General features: G+C 58.3%; 17 protein-coding genes. 12 read left to right on the plus strand and 5 right to left on the minus strand.

Annotation, left to right across the window (positions count from 1 at the left end; genetic code table 11):
* Window positions 1-174: 174 nt before the first annotated feature.
* From HX881_RS03400 to HX881_RS03425, 6 genes are all read left to right on the plus strand, one after another.
* Entirely contained in the window at window positions 175-1566 is a 1392-nt protein-coding gene (locus tag HX881_RS03400; RefSeq protein WP_246356431.1) for an aminotransferase, read from the plus strand.
* The gene (locus HX881_RS03405; RefSeq protein WP_177082761.1) at window positions 1566-2672 is read left to right on the plus strand and encodes an ABC transporter ATP-binding protein; all 1107 of its coding nucleotides are present in this window, start codon (window positions 1566-1568) and stop codon (window positions 2670-2672) included. Before HX881_RS03400 ends, HX881_RS03405 begins: the two co-directional genes overlap by 1 nt.
* A 149-nt stretch (window positions 2673-2821) precedes the next feature.
* A complete protein-coding gene (locus HX881_RS03410) occupies window positions 2822-3874 on the plus strand; it encodes an ABC transporter substrate-binding protein (RefSeq protein WP_177082763.1) in 1053 nt (350 codons plus the stop codon).
* Window positions 3875-4020: 146 nt separating this feature from the next.
* Window positions 4021-5199 (plus strand): ABC transporter permease, encoded by a 1179-nt coding sequence (locus HX881_RS03415; RefSeq protein ID WP_246356432.1) that lies wholly within the window; start codon window positions 4021-4023, stop codon window positions 5197-5199.
* A gap of 13 nt (window positions 5200-5212) precedes the next feature.
* Complete coding sequence (locus HX881_RS03420) at window positions 5213-6031, plus strand: ABC transporter permease (RefSeq protein ID WP_177082767.1); 819 nt, start codon at window positions 5213-5215, stop codon at window positions 6029-6031.
* Between the two features lie 31 nt (window positions 6032-6062).
* The gene (locus HX881_RS03425) at window positions 6063-6797 is read left to right on the plus strand and encodes an SDR family NAD(P)-dependent oxidoreductase (protein ID WP_017128582.1); all 735 of its coding nucleotides are present in this window, start codon (window positions 6063-6065) and stop codon (window positions 6795-6797) included.
* A 54-nt stretch (window positions 6798-6851) separates the two neighbouring features.
* Here HX881_RS03425 and HX881_RS03430 read toward each other — a convergent pair whose 3' ends face one another.
* The 3 genes from HX881_RS03430 to HX881_RS03440 all read right to left on the minus strand — a co-directional run bounded on the left by HX881_RS03430 (window position 6852) and on the right by HX881_RS03440 (window position 9888).
* A complete protein-coding gene (locus tag HX881_RS03430) occupies window positions 6852-8135 on the minus strand; it encodes a CitMHS family transporter (protein ID WP_177082769.1) in 1284 nt (427 codons plus the stop codon).
* Between the two features lie 74 nt (window positions 8136-8209).
* Window positions 8210-8521 carry a DUF4387 domain-containing protein gene (locus tag HX881_RS03435; protein WP_177082771.1) on the minus strand — a complete coding sequence of 104 codons (312 nt, stop codon included), beginning with the start codon at window positions 8519-8521 and terminating at the stop codon, window positions 8210-8212.
* Window positions 8522-8523: 2 nt separating this feature from the next.
* Window positions 8524-9888, minus strand: coding sequence for an acyclic terpene utilization AtuA family protein (locus HX881_RS03440; protein ID WP_177082773.1), 1365 nt, complete (start codon window positions 9886-9888; stop codon window positions 8524-8526).
* A gap of 126 nt (window positions 9889-10014) precedes the next feature.
* Here HX881_RS03440 and HX881_RS03445 point away from each other — a divergent pair, with 126 nt between their 5' ends.
* Window positions 10015-11208, plus strand: coding sequence for a citrate synthase family protein (locus HX881_RS03445; protein WP_017128586.1), 1194 nt, complete (start codon window positions 10015-10017; stop codon window positions 11206-11208).
* Window positions 11209-11346: 138 nt separating this feature from the next.
* On the opposite strand, the gene HX881_RS03450 is transcribed toward HX881_RS03445, so the two are convergent.
* Entirely contained in the window at window positions 11347-12705 is a 1359-nt protein-coding gene (locus HX881_RS03450) for a DUF1329 domain-containing protein (RefSeq protein WP_177082775.1), read from the minus strand.
* A gap of 10 nt (window positions 12706-12715) precedes the next feature.
* Entirely contained in the window at window positions 12716-14497 is a 1782-nt protein-coding gene (locus HX881_RS03455) for a DUF1302 domain-containing protein (protein ID WP_258014205.1), read from the minus strand.
* Between the two features lie 330 nt (window positions 14498-14827).
* Here HX881_RS03455 and HX881_RS03460 point away from each other — a divergent pair, with 330 nt between their 5' ends.
* From HX881_RS03460 to HX881_RS03480, 5 genes are all read left to right on the plus strand, one after another.
* Window positions 14828-15358, plus strand: a complete 531-nt coding sequence (locus HX881_RS03460; RefSeq protein WP_017128589.1) for a GNAT family N-acetyltransferase — start codon at window positions 14828-14830, stop codon at window positions 15356-15358.
* A 152-nt stretch (window positions 15359-15510) separates the two neighbouring features.
* Window positions 15511-15987 (plus strand): PA2171 family ribosome-binding persister protein, encoded by a 477-nt coding sequence (locus HX881_RS03465; protein ID WP_177082777.1) that lies wholly within the window; start codon window positions 15511-15513, stop codon window positions 15985-15987.
* Window positions 15988-16138: 151 nt separating this feature from the next.
* Entirely contained in the window at window positions 16139-16570 is a 432-nt protein-coding gene (locus HX881_RS03470) for a low affinity iron permease family protein (protein ID WP_177082780.1), read from the plus strand.
* Window positions 16571-16970: 400 nt separating this feature from the next.
* Entirely contained in the window at window positions 16971-17249 is a 279-nt protein-coding gene (locus tag HX881_RS03475; RefSeq protein ID WP_177082782.1) for a DUF3077 domain-containing protein, read from the plus strand.
* 447 nt (window positions 17250-17696) lie between these two features.
* Entirely contained in the window at window positions 17697-19853 is a 2157-nt protein-coding gene (locus tag HX881_RS03480; RefSeq protein WP_177082784.1) for an AAA family ATPase, read from the plus strand.
* Window positions 19854-19871 lie beyond the last annotated feature (18 nt).

Genomic DNA, 19871 nt, shown 5'->3' on the forward strand with positions numbered 1-19871 from the left:
AGTGGGTTGATCGAGGCCTGAAATGGCCTTCTTCTTACAACTTATAAGTTATATTTTGTAGAATCAACCACCGCCTGGCGTTTTTATTTTTTCTCGCCGAGGGCTTGCGCGACATCCATTTCAGTGCCAATCATATAAGTTATAAGTGATCAGTAACGCCAAACGAGGCTTGTCATGATGCAGGAAACCACCCTCCCCCTAACCGAACTGGCCCGCACGGACGTGCGCTTCCACCTGCATTCGCAGACCAATCTGCGGGCGCATCAGCAGCAAGGCCCGCTGGTTATCGAGCGTGGATCAGGGATTCATGTGATCGATGAACAGGGCCGCGACTACATCGAAGGGATGTCGGGACTCTGGTGTGCCGGGCTTGGATTCTCCAATGCGCGGCTGGTGCGGGCGGCACAGCGACAGATGGAAGTCCTGCCCTACTACCACACCTTCAACCACCGGGTGCCGAACGTGGTCGCGCAGCTGGCCGAACGTATCGCCGGCCTGGTTCCCTTCGAGCAGCCCAAGGTGTTCTTTGCCTGTTCGGGCTCGGAAGCCAACGACTCGATGATCAAGCTGGCCTGGGCCTACCACCGCGCACGGGGCAATAGCCGCAAGCGCCTGATCATTGCCCATCAGAAGGGTTTCCACGGATCGACGGTCATGGGGGCCAGCCTGTCCGGGCTGCCCAACATGCACGCAGCCTTCGGCCTGCCCCTGGAAAACAGCGTGCTGCACGTGCAGTGCCCGCATTTCTATCGCCACGGGGTCGAGGGTGAAAGCGAAGCGCAGTTCACCCAACGCTTGCTGCTGGAACTGGAACAGCGCATCCAAGCCGCTGGCCCGGAAAACATTGCCGCCTTCATTTCCGAGCCGGTCATGGGCGCCGGCGGAGTGATCGTGCCGCCACCCGGTTATTTTGCCGGCGTGCAGGCCCTGCTGAAAAAGCACGACATCCTGTTCCTGGCCGACGAAATCATCTGCGGCTTCGGGCGCACGGGGCAGTGGTTCGGCCATCAGACCCTGGGTTTCGCCCCCGACATGATGGCCTGTGCCAAAAGCCTGTCGTCCGGTTATCAGCCCATCTCCTGCGTCGTCGTCGCGGGCCACGTCTACCAGGCCGTCGAGGAGCAGAGCCAGCAACTGGGCGGCTTCGGCCATGGTTTCACCTATTCCGGGCACCCGGTGGCAGCAGCAGTGGCCCTGGAAACCCTGACGATCTACCAGGAAATGGACCTGCCGCAGCACACCCGGGAGATGGGGCGCGTCCTGCACCGGCAACTGGCACCGCTGCTACAGCACCCACTGATCGGTGAAATCCGCGGAATCGGCCTGGTGGCCGGGCTGGAACTGGTCGCCGACCAACACACCCGCGCCTCCTTCACCGCCTCCGTCAACATAGGCGCCCAGGTCGAACGGGCCACCCGCGAACAGGGACTGATCGTGCGCAACATGGGCGACTCGATTGCCCTGGCCCCGCCCTTCATCATCGAAGCCGAGGAAATTGTCGAACTGGTGGCACGCCTGACCCGCGCGCTGGATATCGTCGCTGTCGCCAACGGGTTGTCGCTGTGATGAACGCCAAGGCCGATGTACCTCATACCACCGAACCGCTGATCGAATTCAAGGGCGTGCAGAAAAGCTATGACGGCAAGTCCCTGGTCATCAAGGACCTCAACCTGGGCATCAGCCGTGGCGAGTTCCTGACCTTGCTGGGCGCCTCGGGCTCCGGCAAGACCACGACGCTGATGATGCTCGCCGGTTTCGAAACCCCGACCCGCGGCGAAATCCGCATGGGCGGCACGCCGATCCAGAAAAAGCCGGCCCATCAACGCGGCATGGGCATGGTGTTCCAGAACTACGCCCTGTTCCCCCATATGAGCGTCGAAGAAAACCTGGCCTACCCGCTGAGGATGCGCGGCCTGAACCGCAGCGACCTGCAAACCAAGGTCAAGCGCGCCATCGACATGGTGCAACTGCATGGCATGCAGCAGCGGCGCATCACCGAACTCTCCGGCGGCCAGCAACAACGCGTGGCGCTGGCCAGGGCCATGGTCTTCGAACCGGAAATCATCCTGATGGACGAACCCCTCGGCGCCCTGGACAAGAACCTGCGCGAGCACATGCAGTACGAGATCAAGCAACTGCACAAGTCCCTGGGCGTCACCATCGTCTACGTGACCCACGACCAGAGCGAAGCGCTGACCATGTCGGATCGGGTGGCCGTCTTCCACCAGGGCGATATCGCGCAGATCGGCTCGCCGACCGCCCTGTACGAACATCCGGAAAACGCCTATGTCGCCAACTTCATCGGCGAAAACAACGTCCTGGTCGGAACCGCCCGCAGCCTCGACAACCAGGTCTGCCAGGTGACCCTGGAGAACGGCCTGCAGGTCAGCGGCTCGGCGAAGGCCCTGAACGGTCGCCGGCCGGAGCGCGTGGAACTGGTCATCCGCCCCGAGAACATCCGCCTGGGCCCCGCCGCGGCCATGCCCTGGCAAGCCACCGTGACCGACAGCGTCTATCTGGGCGATCACCTGCGGGTGCATCTGCGCCTGGACAACCAGCAACCGCTGATTGTGAAAGTCGCCAACAATCTCGCTTCCAAACAACTGCAACCCGGCCAGATCACTGGCTTTGACTGGAGTACCGAAGACGCCCATCTATTCGAACTGACCTGATCCCGCGCACGCCCCCAAACCCAAAGTCTCGAAAATAACAATGACCCGAGAGGCAACCATGCAAACCACTTCCGACACCGTTTAGTTCGCTACTGCCCCGTTTGAACCTGGCTAATCCCTTACATCCTCAAACAGCAGGAGGGACAGACATGTCCTCGATATTCAGCCGTACCGTCCTTGTATGTTCGATTTGCGCCGCGACCTTTCTCACCAGCGAGGCCACCCTGGCCCGCGACCTGACGGTGGTGGGATTCGGCGGTGCCACCCAGGAAGCTTTCGACAAGGCCTATTTCAAGCCCTATGCCGCGCAAAGCGGCAAGCCTGTGGTGCAGGACACCTACGACGGCGGCATCGCCAAACAGAAAGCCATGGTCCAGGCCGGCAACCCGACGTGGGACGTGGTGCAGATGGACGAAAACGAGATGGCCCTGGCCTGTGAGCAAGGCCTGCTGGAGCCCCTCGACCAGAGCAAGCTGAGCAGCGCGGCGGATATCCCGCCGGACAAGTTCGCTCCCTGCGGCGTGGGCGCTATCGTCTGGTCGGAAGTCATGACCTATGACAACCGGAAATTCGCCAGCGACGGTCCGCAAACCTGGGCGGATTTCTGGAACGTGAAGAAATGGCCGGGCAAGCGTGGCCTGCGCAAACAGGCGCGGATGACCCTGGAAATCGCCCTGATGGCCGATGGCGTCAAGCCTGCCGAGGTCTACAGCGTACTGGCCACCAAGGCCGGGCAGGATCGCGCATTCGCCAAGCTGGATGAGATCAAGCCCTACATCCAGTGGTGGGAAACTGGCGCCCAGCCGCTTGAATGGCTGTCGTCCGGCAGTGTCGCGGTGACCGCCGCCTACAACGGCCGGATCGCCATCGCCAACCAGCAGGGCGCGCACTTCCCGCTGATCTGGAACCAGCAGCTCTACAGCATGGATTACTGGACGATCATCAAGGGCACGCCCAACCTCAAGGAGAGCTACTCGATACTCGACTACATGCTCAGTCCCAAGGCGCAGGGCGCCTTTGCCCAGGCCATTCCCTACGGCATCGTCAACGACAAGGCCCAGGCGGCACTGGACAAGCAGACCCTGGGCAGCCTGCCCACCGCCCCGGCCAACCTGGAACACGCGTTGTTGCTCAATACCCCGTTCTGGGTCAATTACGAAGAAGACCTGATGGCCCGCTTCACCAACTGGGCGGCGAAGTAAGTCACCCCCTGCTTGAACGGCGGCTTCGTGCGTGACGAAGCCGCCGACAGAGAATTTCGAGGTCTGTCGATATGTCCGCCATGGCGCTGGATTCACTTGCAAGCGCGCATCAGAAGTCGAGTCGGCAAAAACGACTGGTTTCCGTGATGCTGCTTTTACCCCTACTGATCTACACCGCGGTGTTCTTTGTCCTGCCCATCGGGATGATGCTCTATCGCGCGGTCAGCAATCCCGAGATGGTCCAGGCCTTTCCCCGGACCGTACAGGCGCTGGACCAGGAAAAACGCAGCGCCCCTCTGAGCGTACCCGGTGACGCCGTGTTTGCGGCCCTGGAACAGGATCTTGTCCATGTCGAGAACCTGGGCGCGGTCGGCGAAGCCGCCCGGCGCATGAACTACGAAAACAGCGGTTATCGTTTTCTCATCACCACCACCGCCCGCCGCTACCAGTGGCAGGCCAATCAACAGCCCGTCGCCGGTGACTCCGCACGTGCCCGCCTGACCGCCATCGACCCGCGCTGGGCCACGCCCGAACTGTGGGATGCCTTCGAACGGGCCTCCCCGGCCTATACCGCCTACTACTTGCTCAGCGCCCTGGATCTGGAGCGCACCGCCCACGGTATCCAGCGGGTCGAGCCGGACAAGCGGGTGTACCTGGACCTCACCTTCAAGACACTGAAGATCGCCTTCGTGGTCTCGCTGTTGTGCCTGGTGCTGGGGTTTCCATTTGCCGTGCTGCTGGTCAAGGCATCGCGGCCCTTCCAGGTGGTGTTGATCCTGGCGGTCATGCTGCCGTTCTGGACGTCCCTGCTGGCCAGGACCACCGCCTGGATTGTGGTGCTGCAAGAGAAAGGCATCGTCAATACCTTCCTGATGAACCTGGGCCTGATCGATCATCCACTACCGATGATCTTCGATGCGCTGGGGGTCTACATCGTGATGGTGCATATCCTGCTGCCCTTCACCGTACTGCCGCTGTACAGCGTGATGAAAGGCATTCCGGCGCACTACATGCGCGCCTCGGGCTCCCTGGGGGCTCATCCAGTGCGGGGTTTCTTCCACGTCTACCTGCCCATGACGCTGACCGGAATCGGCTCCGGCACCCTGCTGACCTTTATCGTCGCGGCGGGCTACTACGTCACGCCGACCCTGGTCGGCAGCGCGCGCGAACAGATGCTGGGCTACTTCATCGCCTTCTATACCAACACCACCGTGAACTGGGGGATGGCCTCGGCGCTGGGCCTGGTGTTGATACTCTGTGTAATGGCTATCTATCTGCTCGCGGCCCGACTGGTGGGTATCCGCCAGATCGCCGGGATCAGGTAATCGGGGAACGTCCATGAATCATTTCACCCTCTGTTTCATCAGCCGCAACCTACTGCGCCTGTTCGGCATCGCCATGATCGTGTTCATGATCATGCCCTTGCTGGCGGTGGTGCCCATTTCCTTCAGCAGCGGCACGTTCCTGTCTTATCCGCTGCCGGGCCTGTCCCTGCGCTGGTACGAAAAAGTCTTCAGTGCCGGACCGTGGATGCAGGCGCTGCGCAACAGCCTGGTCGTCGGAGTCGCCGCGACCGCGCTGGCGACCCTGCTGGGGACCTTGGCCGCGCTCGCTTTCGCCCGTCGCAACCTGCCGGGCGCGACCAACCTGCTGGCGCTGCTGATTTCCCCCATGATCATTCCGCCGGTGATTTCCGGCCTGGGCATGTACTTCCTGTTCGGCCAACTGGGCCTGACCGGCACCCTCAGCGGAATGATCCTCGCCCATACCGTGCTCGCCACGCCCTTTGTCCTGATCAACGTCGCCGCCAGCCTGCAGGGCCTGGACATGAGCCTGCTGCGCGCGGCGGCCATGTCGGGGGCGGCGCCGGTTCGGGCGTTCGTCACCATCGCCTTGCCGATCATTGCCCCCGGCGTGGTCTCCGGCGCCCTCTTCGCCTTCATGACCTCGTTCGATGAAATCGTCGTCGTGCTGTTTATCGGCGGCCCCGGCCAACGCACCTTGCCACGGCAGATGTTCGACGGCATTCGTGACACCATCGATCCGTCGATTGTCGCGATGTCATCGTTCCTGCTGGTGGTCGGCCTCGCAGGTTTGCTGAGCACCACCTGGCTTTCCCTGCGTTCGAGCAGAACCCTCAAACAACCGGCGGCGTAACCCAGCCCCATCCAGAACAGGAGCAACCCCTATGTATATCGTCACAGGCGGGACCCAAGGCATCGGCGCCGCGACCGTGGCTAAACTCGCCGGCCTCGGCCATCCGGTGGTCTTCAGCGGGCGCGACCAGGCATCCGGCGAGCAACTGGCCGCAAGCCTGCCCGGCTGTACCTTCGTGGCCGGGGATGTGCTGAGCGAAAGCGATTGCCGGAACGTCGTCGCCACCGCCCTGCAACTGAGTGACGGAAAGCTCTCCGGGCTGGTCAACAATGCCGGCATGTCCGGGCGCAAGGCCTTCGTCGAGACCACGCAGCAGGAGTGGGACACGCTGTTTGCGGTCAACACCCGTTCGGTATTCTTCTACACCAAGCATGCCCTGCCCGGGCTGATAGCAGGCAAAGGCGCGGTGGTGAACGTCTCCTCGATCGCCGGCAAGACCGGCGAACAAGGGCTGGCCACCTACTGTGCGAGCAAGGCCGCCCTCCTCGGGCTGACCCAGGCCCTGGCCCTGGAATATGGCGGGCAGGTACGCTTCAACGCCGTCTGCCCGGGCCAGATCGCCACCCGCATGATGGACAAGGTGGTCAACGACGCTTCGCGGCTGGCCGCCCTGACAGCCCGAATCCCCGAGGGGCGCCTCGCCAGTCCGCAAGAGGTGGCCGAGGCCATCTACTGGCTGCTGTCACCCGCTTCCAGCTACGTGAACGGCACGACACTCACCGTGGACGGTGGGGAGACAGCTGGATTGTTGACTCCCCGGTCCTAGTCTTCGGCAGTGATCCTGGACAGGGATGTCCAAGGCGGTGCCGCCGTCAGCCGGTCAGATAATCGCCCCACAGAGCAAAGCCACGCCGATGGCAACCAGGGCGCTGAGTACCGACCATTTCAAACAGAAGCGCTGCAATTCACCGACCTCGCGATTCAGCAGGCCGCTCATCAGGTAGCCGGCGGCCAGCAAGGGACTGAGTGCGTGCACGGGCTGGCCCAGTACGGCGGCCCGGGCCACGTGCATCGGGTCGATGCCGTACTGGGCCGCGGCCTTGGCCAGCAAGGGAACGATGCCAAAGAAAAAGGCATCGTTGGACATGAAAAATGTAAACGGCAGACTGGCAAACGCCGTGATGATCGCCAGGTGCGGGCCAGCACTGTCGGGCAGCACGGCAATAAACCGGTTCGACATGGCATCGACCATTCCGGTGCCGGTGAGAATGCCGGTAAAGGCACCGGCCGCGAAGATCAGCGCCAGCACACTCAGCACGCTGTCTGCGTGAGCCGCGATACGCCGCTTCTGGTCCTCCAGCTTCGGATAATTGATCAGCAGTGCCAGCGCGAACGCCACCATCATCAGCACAGGCAGCGGCCCCAGCCGCAACCCCATCGCCGCCACCAACGCCAGTGTCAGCGCCAGGTTGACCCAGATCAGACCGGGACGGTGGCTATCGACAGCACTGTCCGGCGTGTTATCTATCGATGAGGGGACGGCGCTTCCCTGCCAGTTCAAGCGCTTGCGCTCACGCATACCGAGCCAGCAGGCGACAACAAAGGCAAAGACCAGGCACCCCAGGATGACTGGAATCAAGCCAACGAAAAGCACCATCGCATCCAGGTGCAATGCGCTCGCGGCGCGGGCAGTGGGACCGCCCCAGGGCACCAGGTTGATCGGACTGTTGGTCAGCAACAACAGGACCGCGATGATCAGGGGGTTCATGCCCAGGCGCAGATAAATCGGCAACAGTGCCGTCACGACCACCAGGACTGTGGTCGAGCCATCGCCATCCAGGGATATCGCCGAGGACAGCAGCGCCGTCCCCACCGTGACCCGCAGGGGATCGTTGCCTACCGAGGCCACTACCCGCCTGATCAGCGGCTCGAACAATCCGGCGTCGTACATGATCGCGAAGAACAAAATGGCGAACATCAGCATCATCGCCGTCGGTGCCAATTGCCTGATGCCGTCGAGCACCATGGTCCCGGCCGTGGAGCCGAAGCCACTGGCCACGGCGAACAGCACCGGGACCAGGATCAGAGCGACAATCGCGGAAAGCCGCTTGCTCATGATCAGGTACATGAATGTGATGACCATGCCAAAACCTACCAGCGCCATGCCTGTATTCCTTATTGTTGTGGGAGCCAAGCCGGCACGACGCAAGCAAACGCACAGCGCCGTGCCAAGGCAGATTACGCCGGGACGCTGATGGACATCAGCGGCACATATTGCTGACCGCCATAGCAGTCACTGTCACGCAGTTCGCCCTGGAAGACCGGTCGGGGAAAAGAGGCTTTTATCGCCCGCGCCTGGTCGTGGTAGACCAGGGTGATGTCTTCCTCTTTCTGCCGGTAGATCTGCGCCAGCAGCGCCTTGGTGATCGGTCGGGTCCTGTTGACGCGTTCGTAGTTGGCCTGGTTGGTGAACATCAGGTCAAAGGTCAGCACGAAGGGCCCGGCATTCTTGGAGCGCACCAGGCTGCACAATTCGGCAATGGTCGTCATGGTCATACCTCCAGCAACTTGGTTCGGAACATTTCCAGCGGATTCTCCGGCAGCAGCACATGATTGACGCTGAAGCGGTAAGTGGCGCCGCGCTCCAGTTCCGGTGGCGAAAAGGGGTAGGCGATGGTGCTGATCAAGCCTTCGTACCCGGGCACCGGCAAGTGCGCGCTGACATGACTGACAAACTTGGCGATCTTGCTCGCCAGTTCCTGGGAGGGGGCGGTAATGGTGATAAGGATACCCACCTCGGTCGGTACGACAGCGGTCTCGACCTCCAGCGGGCCCATCACCGCGCCGCGGCCGTAGATGCGGAAATCGATGTCGTAGTCTTCCGGACTCAGTTGACTGCCATACAGCTCGGCGATGCGTGCCCGAAAATACACCTGGGCCTTGGGCAGCAAGGCTTCAAGGGCCATGAAGATCTTGGGATCGCGAATCCCGCCGATCACCACGGTCTGGTAGCCGACCAATTGCGAGCCTTCAAGCTTCAGGCTGTAGGTCGGCGCATGATGAAAATCCGATCCGCTGACCCGCACCGTACGTGCACTGGTCGCGTAGTACACGGCGTGCTCGGTATCGACCACGCCGGAGGGCTCGGTCAACAGGAACGGGTTGCTGTTTTCATAGAGCGTATGCGCTGCGACCGACAGAGGCGTGACCTGTGCCTCCAGATCCAGCGGCTCGATTTCAAAGTGATCGTCACGGATGTAGGCCATCAAGCCGTCAGCCGCCGGCGTGACGCAGCAGGCCGCGCCGCACTCGATGGTTTTTGCCGCGTGCCAGGTCAACCCGCGATCGGCCCCCATGCGCTCCGGCACCACGGCATACAACGCCGAGTCACTGGCACGGCCGGCCAGGATCACGTTGGCACCGGTATCCAGCGCGGCCGACAACGGCTCGGCCCCCATCATCGCCACGATGTGGCTGCTGTCGATCACCTGGTCATCCAGGTGTGGCGCAGGCACCAGGGGCTGGATCTTGCCTTGTGCCATGCGTTCCTTGAGGACTTGTGGCGACTGGTCGGCATAAATCAGCGCGAGCTTGAAATGCAGCCCCTCTTCATCGGCGATTTCCAGGGCGAGATCGGCCATCCAGTCCACCCCGATATCCCGGCCACTGGTGCCGCAAGAACCGATGATGAGCGGCACGTCCAGTGTCTGCCGGGCCAGCAGCAACAGCCGCAGGTCACGTTTGCAGGCATCCCGGGAAAGCTTGGCCTTGCCGCTGCCCAACGCGGCCGGACCGGAATCGGTGGAACCTGCGTCACAAGCAATGACATGCGGCCTCAGGGATACGCCCCGCTCCAGAGAGCTGGCCTTGAAACCAGCTCCGATCACGCCGGTGGGCGCCAATACTCTTACTTCCACGATATGCCTCCAAGCACTGCCATATATTGATCAATATATGTATTGTTATGATTGTTGACAGTACGATATACAGCCATATATCAAGTGTAAATCTGGACAAGATTCATCAACCTGAGAGCCCTGCCGATGGATGCGCAAGAAGAAGATCTGTACCTGTCCGCCGATGAAGCGGCGAGCCGACTGGGCATCAGCCTGCCGACGCTATATGCCTATGTCAGCCGCAAGAACCTGCGCTCGCTGAAGGTCGAGGGTTCGCGCAGCCGACGGTATTGGGCGGCGGATATAGATCGCTTGGGCAAGGGCAAGGAAGATGCCGGCGGGATGCCGGAGCTGCAGCGCATCGCGGCCAGCAGTGCGATCACCCTGTTGACCGACAAGGGCCTGTACTACCGTGGGCGTGACGTGGTGGAGCTGGCACAGCACTCGAGCGTCGAGGAAGTGGCGCAATGGATCTGGCAGACCCCCGGTGTGTTCGACAGCACGCCCCTGCCCAAGCGCCCCAAGGGCATCGGCGCCTTGCTCAAATCGCTGGAGAACATGACCACCGCGCAAAAAGCCATTGCCCTGTTTCCGCTGATCGAGCATGAGAATCCTCGGGCCCATGATCTGTCGCCCGAGGGCTACGCCCGTACCGGCGTCGATGTCGTGCGCTGGCTGGCAGCCCTGGCCGTCGGCGCAAACGGCCCGGATGCGCGGCCCTTGCATCAATTCATCGCCGAATCACTGGGAGTCGACGCCGCCTTCGCGGACCTGATACGTCGCGCCCTGATTCTCTGCATCGACCATGAACTGGACCCGACGACCTACACGGTACGGGTCGCCGCCAACGTGGGCGTAACGCCCTACTACGCCGCCATCGTCGGGCTCGCGGCCAGCCGTGGCCGGCGGTTGAGCACCGGACGCAGCGAAACCGTCACGCGGCTACTGGAAGAAATCTGCATGGCCAGAGACGCTACCGCGCCGATCCTGCAGCGCTTTCGCCAGGGCGAGTCGATACCGGGATTTGATACCAATCAGCACGCGCTGACCGATCCCCGTGCGCAATGCCTGCTCGACGCCATGTCGGAGGTATTCGCCGGCGATGCCGAATTCATCAAGCTGCTCAAGGCGATAGAAGTCGCCCGGGAGCTCACTCAACAGCCACCGGCGTTTCTGCTGCTGTTGAGCTTCATCGGCCGCAAGCTCAACCTCAACAGCCAGGAAGTAGCCCTCGGCGGCATTGGTCGCGTCATCGGCTGGCTGGCTCACGCCAACGAGCAGTATCAGCAACAACCCCTGCTACGCCCCAGGGCCAAATATGTCGGGCTGCTGCCCGATTGATCAGGCTTCGCGGGAGAACACGGCCCCCCCTGTAGGAGCCGGGCTTGCCCGCGAAGCTTTTAGCGATTTCACGGGCCTCTTCGCTGGCAAGCCAGGCTCCTACAGACTACGTGATGCTTTCAAGTGAATGGCATCAGCTCAGCGAATGCCGATATTACGCAAGGCAGCCGGTGTGAAATCCGAACTCTTGGTTTTCACTCCGAACTGGTAGGCATTCTTGATCGAGTTGATCAGGTAGTTGGCCAGGTAGCGACCGGATGTCAGGTCATAGGTCATTTCCGCCGCCGAGATCGTCAGTCGAGCGTCATACAGCGCCATAAGGTGGTTTTCGGACACGCGCCACAGATCGCCACGGCTGTCGTAATGATCCGCCTCGACAATGCTCCAGGTGTCCTCGTCGATGAACAGGTGCCGCTTGGAATAGACGTGGCGCTCACTGGGCTTGAGGGTGGCAATCACCTCCCAGACCCGATGCAACTCATAACGGGTTTTGTCCTGATTGAGATGACCGGGCCGGATCAGCTCATCAACGGTATTGGCCGGGTCTGCCAGCCGGTAGCTGTTGTAGGGAATGTAGAGTTCCTTCTTGCCCACCAACGTCCATTCGTAACGATCCGGCGAACCGTTGAACATATCCATCTGATCATTGGTGCGCAGGTTGCCCGGTCCCGGGCTATCGTAGGCCACCTGCGGCGCCCGGCGAACCCGGCGCTGGCCCGAGTTGTACTGCCAGGCCATGCGGGGCTCTTTCACCTGGTCGAGTGTCTCGTGCACCAGCAGTACGCCCCCCACGTCGCGCGCGGGGGCGATATTTTCCGAAGTGAAGTAGTAGAGGATGTTTTTCTGCTTGTCCGCATCGTAGTCGCTCAACTGTTCACTGAAGGCCAGCGTGTCCCGCTCGGTCTTCCACGAATAATCCCCGGAGGGTGTCGTCATGTAGGTTGAAGTGACACGCACATAACTGTCGCCGCGATAGCGCGTGATATGGTTCCAGATCACTTCCAGGCCGTTCCTGGGAAGGGGAAACGCCAATGGGCTCGAATAGTTTTCCAACCCGTTGCCGCCGCCGATCATCACGGTTTGCGTCGCATTCTTCCTGATCTGTGCATAGGTCGACTCCGGCCAATTGGCACTGCGATGAGTTGTGTATACCGGGAGTTTGTAGGTGTCCGGATAGCGCTTGAACATCGCCAGTTGACCGGGCGTGAGGTTGGCCTGGTAACGGGCGACGTTCTTGCTGTCGATGATGAACAGCGGCTTCTCCGCGGCAAACGGGTCCTGGCGAAAGCCGTCAACGACCTTGCCGGCATCCTTGGGCAAGCCACCGGTCCAGGCCGGAATGCTGCCCGCCGCATTACCGGCTTTCTCGGCGCCCACGGGAGTGAGGGTCGTCCCCAGTTTCGCGGCTTCGCCCGCGTCCACGGCGGCCTGCAACGGGGTCGAAGCCAGTGATGCCCAGACCAGCAATGGGCCCAGGGTTCTTATTGTTCTGCTCATATCCAATTCCTCAGAACGTCACACCAACGCTGGCACTCACGAAATCCCGATCGGTATTGGTGGTGTAATCACCCCCGAAGAAATCGGTGTAACTGATGCTGGCGTTGTAGTTGGAGAGATAGGTGGCATTGATGCCGATACTGATGGCCTTGCTGCCTTCGGTGAAAGTCGGCCCGTAGCCGTCCACGTCATGGGAAAAGGCGATGTTCGGACTCAAGTCCAGACCGCCGATCACGCCGTTATAGGTAAGGCCGGCGCGCAGCCGGTAACCCCATGAGTCGCGGGTATAGAAACCTTTGTCATTGCAGTACTCCGGCCGCCCGCTCAGCACGGTCCGGCACAGATCGACACCGCCGGCCCCGGTGTATTCACCCGGACCGAAAACGCTGGCACGACCGAACCTTGGCTTGCCGTCCTGGCCTTCGGAGATACCCGAGATGTGGCTGTAGCCCACCTCCCCCAGCATCGTCAGGCGGCTGGCACCGAGGATCTGGTCCACCGTCTGGGTCACGCTAAGGGTGGCCTGGGTAAAGGGTTTGCGTGTGTAGCCCTTGATCGTATCGCCCGGGATGCCAGAGTTCGGAATGACCGAAGGCACCAGCGGCGACAGGCGCAAAGTGGCGTAGGTCAGGTCGTCATAAGCCAGCGGCATGTTCGGCCGATGGCTGATTTCCCCTTCCACGGAAGCGCCCGCCACCGTCGTATTGAAGCTCAAGCCGTACAACCGGATATCCTCGGGATAATCCAGGAAGTAGGAAGCATGCGCGGCTCCAAACGCCGGGCTGGTAAAGGGGTTGACGGTGGTCATCGTCGAGCTGCCGACCGGCGTTCGACTGTGATAATTCATGCCGTACAGACTGAATTCCGTGTCATTGAGCTCGGGCATCAGCCAACGCAAGGCGATCCCGAACTGGCCGCTGTCACGCGCGTCATGGTCAGGCCCGCGCGGCAGATAAATGGTATTGCCATTCAGACCGCTGTTATCGGAGGCCCCCGGTTTCATGTCGGCGCCCGCCACCACATAGCGGTCATTACAGCCCCTGGCGAGAATGTCGGAACTGGCGAAGAACGTTCCACAGTTATCAATCACGGTCTTCTGCCACTGCAACTGGTAGAAGCCTTCGACGCTGACGACGTCATTCAGCGACTGCTGGACATAGATCATGTTGACCGGAATCAACCCTTCCTTGAGCTCGGACCCGGGCCGGCGCAACGCACTGGCGTCCAGGGGGTTGATACTGTTGATGCCGCCGCTGATAAACGTGCTGCCGCCCCAGCTGACCACCTGCTTGCCGACGCGCACCGACCCCGTCTGATCCGCCAGTTCATAGTTGTGATAAACGAAGGCATCCAGCAGTTGCACACCCGAAGACTGGGCGCCGGCATCGCGATGATCATCCTGGATGTCATACAAATGCTGGTGGCCATCCTTGAGCTCGAAGTCGTACCAGTACTTGCCGCGCAGGAAGGCACCGGTATCGCCGCTCTTCAACTCCAGGTCGTGCACGCCTTTGAAGACCTGCGAAAAGACTTCTCCCTTGCGAAAGTTGAGGCGTCCGTCATCGGCCGTGCGTGAGTCGCCACGCCCGCCATTACCGATGCCGACAAAGTCCTTGTCCGGATTGCGCAGGGCCCAACTGGTGCCGAAGGTCAGTGAAGAGTCCAGTTTCCCCTCGATCTCACCGAGGTTGAAACTCACAGCATTGGCCGGCGACAGACAGACCAGCGCCAGTGCCCCGAGCCAACCACGACCGCGGCCTGGGCCGCCTTTTTTTATTGTGATAAGTCTCACGTCCCGTCCACCTTATTATTGTGTTTTTACAAGCAGAATGCGGAGGTCGTTCCAGTTCGCAGAAATACATTGATTTATAAATCAATATATACAAACAGAAACAAGATTGAGACTAATCAATCAATATTGTGATGTAAATCTGTACGAATTTCGTCAACACATGCCCCTATCGGGGTTCGATAGGCGCGGTCTTGTAAGGTGGGGGGATGGGGGCGCTGTTGGAACAGCAAGTGGGCAGCGCAGCAAACCTCACCGCGCACTCAACGCTTGCAGAAACCCCATGAGGAGGGATACAAAACCAGGATATTTGGCAGACAGGAGCGTCACCCAGTGAAACCGTTCAGCGTTCGCAAACTGGAGAGCACGGATGTTGAAGCCTTGCTGGCATTCGAATCACGTAACCGTGAGTGGTTCGAATCGCAGATCGAGGCCCGCGCGCCTTCTTTTTATTCGCCGCAAGGTGTAGCCGACCATATCGACTCCTACCTGTCCGGTTTCGCCGCCGGGACCTGGCATCCGTTTGTCATCGAAGATGCCAGCGCGAGAATCGTCGGTCGGGCCAACCTGAAAAGCATCAACTCACCCAAAGGCTCGGCGGAAGTCGGCTATCGGATCGATCAACATGTCTGCGGACAAGGCCTGGCAACCCTGGCGCTGAGGCATCTGATCCATGTGGCACAGACCCACTGGCAACTGACGCAGTTGGTGGCCACGGTGTACAAGGAAAACATGGGCTCGAAAAAGGTGCTGGGGCGCTGCGGATTCCTGCTTGAAGCGCCCTCCTCGCCGGACAGGGCCGCAGACGCATATCGACTTGCTGATTTGCAATGCCTGGCGGCGCAGTCCGTGCACTCTGCATGACGCCTTCCCCCAACTGGATTTTCAACCCATTGATAAATAATGAGAATTCAAGTAAAAGGGGCTGGCACAAGTCATGCTGCTTTCAACGGGAGAACACCGCGGCGTAGCCATCGAGCTGCCCGTGCCCTTCCGTGACAGCAGAGGCAACAACAATGAACGCCATCGACCTTCTGAAATCCGACCACGAACGTGTAAAAGCCATCCTGACCCAATTGAGCGAGTCCACCGACCGTGCCTTGAAAAAGCGCATGGACCTGGTGGCAAAGCTCGAAATGGAAATCTCCATCCATACCCGGCTGGAAGAAGAAATCCTGTATCCGGCGTTCAAGAAAGCCGGTGGAAAAGAGCAGGATGAAATGTATTACGAAGCCAAGGAAGAGCATCGCACCGTTGACTCGCTGGTACTGCCCGACCTCAAGACCACCGATCCCAGCAGCCCCGAGTTTGCCGGCCGGGCCAAGGTGGTCAAGGAACTGCTGGAGCACCATATTGAAGAAGAGGAAACCGAGATGTTTCCTCAAGCGAAAAAACTGCTGGGCAAGAAAACCCTGGATGCCTTGGGCGAGCAGATGGAAGCCATGAAGGCGCAGCACAAGAAAGAGCTGAGTGCCGCACAGATAGCCGCCTGATGCGTGCCACCCACCGAGAGCCCGGTCGCGTGCCGAGCTCTCGGTGCCCATCGGACAAGGGCCAGAAAATGACCACACGCGGCAGGATGTAACAAAGAATTTCACGAATGAGTTGATGTCCATATCTGGACACACAACAAGGAATCCCATCATGAAATTCGCCAAGTTTTGCCAACAGCTTTCAAAATGGGCGGGGAACTCGAAGACCTTCATGATCGCCGTGGTGCTGATCATCATCTGGGCCGCCACGGGCCCCTATTTCCACTACAACGATACGTGGCAGCTGATCATCAACACCTCGACCACCATCATCACCTTTCTGATGGTTTTCCTGATCCAGAACACCCAGAACCGTGACAATGACATTCTGCACATCAAGATAGATGAGCTGCTGCGAGTGACCAAGGACGCGCAAAACGCCGCCTTGTGCCTCGACAAACTGGAGAACCGCGAACTGCGTGAGTTGCGCAAGGAGTACAGCGAAATCGGTTCCGGTGAAGAGGCGGATCAGACGCTGCTCCCTAATCCGGTTTCCTCTTCGTCTGCGGAGGAAATGGCGGAAAAAAAGCCATCTGACTCATAGCGCCAGGATGCTTTACGCCAATGAAATTCTGCCGCCACAATCGGTAATAATCCTGGCCTTGTCGCTGTTCAGCCTGGGCACTAGGCTTCGGATGTCGCTGCTCATTCAGCGACCGGGCCTGGAAACCCGGCAAGAAATCAGGCGCTCGACGCCTCCATAGATTACGATTGCAGGCGTTTTTTTGTGCCCGCTAATCTGTCATGGCGGCTGTGCGCGGGAGGCCTTCGGGTCTGCCGGGGTCCTGATTTCCCGGTTTCCAGCCCGCGTACAGCTGCCACCCTTCGCCTGGAAACGAACTGTTGCAGCTCCTTGAAATCAGGAGTCATGCCATGGAAGTTTGTATTTTCTCGTTGTTTCGCACCAATGCTCGTTCTGCCTCCACCACTTCTGGAGGCTTCCAATGACCGACCATCCTCCCATCAAGACCCTCGGCGTCATTACCTTTGCCTCCTGCGGCGCGGGTGATCAGCAGTTGTTTCGGGTCAACGCCGATATCCCGATCAAGGACGCCATGGAGCACGCCTCCAACCTGTTTTACTGCGCCAAGCATCTGGCCCTGGACGCTGCCATGGAGAAAGATGGAGAGCGTTATGCCTGGGCGTCTCATTACCTTTGCGAAATGGGTAAGGCGGTGGTTGATGATCTGAATCAGAGAATATTGTCCGGCCAAAAGGTCTAGCCTAGGCAGTTACGGGCCGGCCACAATGGCTGGCCCATACAAAACAGGTGCTGTGGAGCATCCCTTCCAGCGGCGGCAACCGGCCAGAAGCGGACTGTTGCCCAATAAATAACTCTGTCCCCTATTCCGTGTGTCCCCTATTCCGTGGTCCCCTATTCCGTGTGAATGAGCGTTGGATCCAGACAGATCAGCCACTAGGTGGAAGGCAGCCAGCGGTGGCTGGTGACAGCAGTGGACACCCACTCAGCGCCTAGGCATATGATCTACTAGAAAAAACGGGGCTGCTACGCCCCGCAGGGGCTCTACCTCGGTCTCAAGCCAGGTTTGTACACGCCCAAAATTCTTTGTCCTCGCCTAAAGTAGTGTGGAAGGTGTTTCCGTCGTCGCCTATGCTCCTTGCTGCCAATAATAATGGCCCAAAGCCACTTAACAACTAGGAGTCAGGCTGTGATCACGGAATTGAACATAAATGGCGTCGCTAGCTACAAGTCCAAATCTATTCTCTCTCCAACCAGAAAGACATCGCTAATTTATGGGCTTAATGGAGCCGGGAAAAGCACTATTTCCGAGTTTCTATATAACCAGAGTGAGCCGCGGTTTGCTAAATGCAGTGTAAAATTAAGTCAGCCGTGTGATTTTCTAGTCTATAACCAAAGCTTCCTCAGCGACTACTTTTACGAAGAAGATAATTTAAAAGGAATTTTTACTCTTTCGAAAGAAAACAAGGTGGCACTCCAGCAAATTGAAGCAGAAACGAAAGAGCTGGACAAACATCGTACTGCGCAACAGGAAAACTCCGCGGCCTCTTCAGCAAACTCTGCCAAATTAGACCAAGAGAAATCGAAAGCGAGTACAAAGATCTGGGAAATAAAAACGAAGTATGCTGGTGGAGATCGTGTATTGGAGTTCTGCCTGGATGGCTTGAAAAAGACAGATCTTCTTTTTCAGCATGTTCTTGGGCTTCCCTTGCCAGAGGCTGCACCGGACTACACGGCAGATGATTTAAAGACAGAGGCCTCATCAATCGAGGGTGAAGGTGCTGTCACGTACAATAAAATCCCAAACATTTCTGCTGGTTGGCTAAGTATTGAGGGCAATTCGCTCTGGTCGAAGATCATTGTTGGCAGCCAAGAAGGTTCAGTAGCCGAGTTCATAGCCAAGGCAGGGAACTTTGATTGGGTGAAGGAGGGGCTCCAGTTCGTTTCGAATGACAAAGATCAACAGGAATGCCCCTTTTGCCAGCAAGAAACGATCACCAAAAGTTTTATTGACTCCGTAAGTTCAGTCTTCGATGAGGCTTACAAGGATGATGTTAACTCGCTGGAGTCAATGAAAAATACCTATGAAACACTAACCTCTAGCCTGAACCTCCAGGACATCTCAAACTCTGCGCTTGCGAGTAAAGAACTAGCAGAAGCATGGAATATCGCATTTGAGGCTTTGAAAGCGTCAATACGTGAGAACGTCCTGCTTATTGGCAACAAGATCAAGAGCCCGAGCGCGGCAGTTAGTCTTACCGACACCAAGGCAACTGTTGATGTGCTTAACGGTTTGGTCAACGACCTTAACACATTGATCGAATCGCATAATGACAAACTCACGAACAAGAAAAAAACTCGGGATGATATAAAGGCTCGTTTTTGGGCTTTGATGCGTTGGGACTACGATCAAACCATTTCTGCCTACTCTCAATCGGCCACTGGCATTCAAAATGAGGCCAGCCAAATCAGCCAAGACGCCAGCAAAATAAATAAATCTATCGAGGCCTCTAATCTCAAAATCTCTGATCTTAGAAAGCAAACTGTTAATATCGAAGAATCTATTGAAAATATAAATCGCGGACTGGTAGAGATCGGCATCGATGGCTTTTCTGTGATATCACATGGCGAGGACTTTTATCGTGTTTCAAGGTCCATTGATCAAGGGAATGCATTTCACTCGCTGAGTGAGGGCGAGAAAACAGTCATTAGCTTTCTGTACTTCATTGAGCTTTGTAAAGGGCAGAAGACGGCCAATGCTGTTCCGCAGACGAAAGTAGTGGTCATTGATGACCCGATCTCAAGCCTTTCCCACCTTTATGTTTTCAATATCGGACAGTTGATCAAGAGATATTTCATCAATGATAAAAGCTATGCCCAAGTGTTTGTCCTGACTCATAGTTTGTATTTTTTCTATGAGCTAACGCACACTAACAAAGAGAAACGGGCCGAGACGCAGCATCTTTTCAGGGTTATCAAAAATGCAAATGGAAGCTCTGTAATTTCAATGAGCTATGAGGAAATCCAGAATGATTACCAGTCTTACTGGTCAATTATAAAGGACCAAGCCTCACCACCTGCGCTAATTGCTAACTGCATGCGCAACATTGTCGAGTACTTCTTTAATTTTGTTCAAAAGAAAGACCTTAATAATGTTTTCCAAAAACCAGCCCTGTCAGGCGATAAATTCGTGACATTCTATAGATACATGAATCGAGAGTCCCATTCGTTGGGACAAAATATTTTTGATATCAAGGAGTTTGACCATCAAGTATTCAAGGACGGCTTGAGGTTGATTTTCGAAGAGTCAGGGTATGGAGAGCATTACCAGGCGATGAATAAGTAAATCCGACATGAGACGGGC

Source organism: Pseudomonas gingeri (genome assembly GCF_013386115.1).
Classification (GTDB): Bacteria; Pseudomonadota; Gammaproteobacteria; order Pseudomonadales; family Pseudomonadaceae; genus Aquipseudomonas; species Aquipseudomonas gingeri.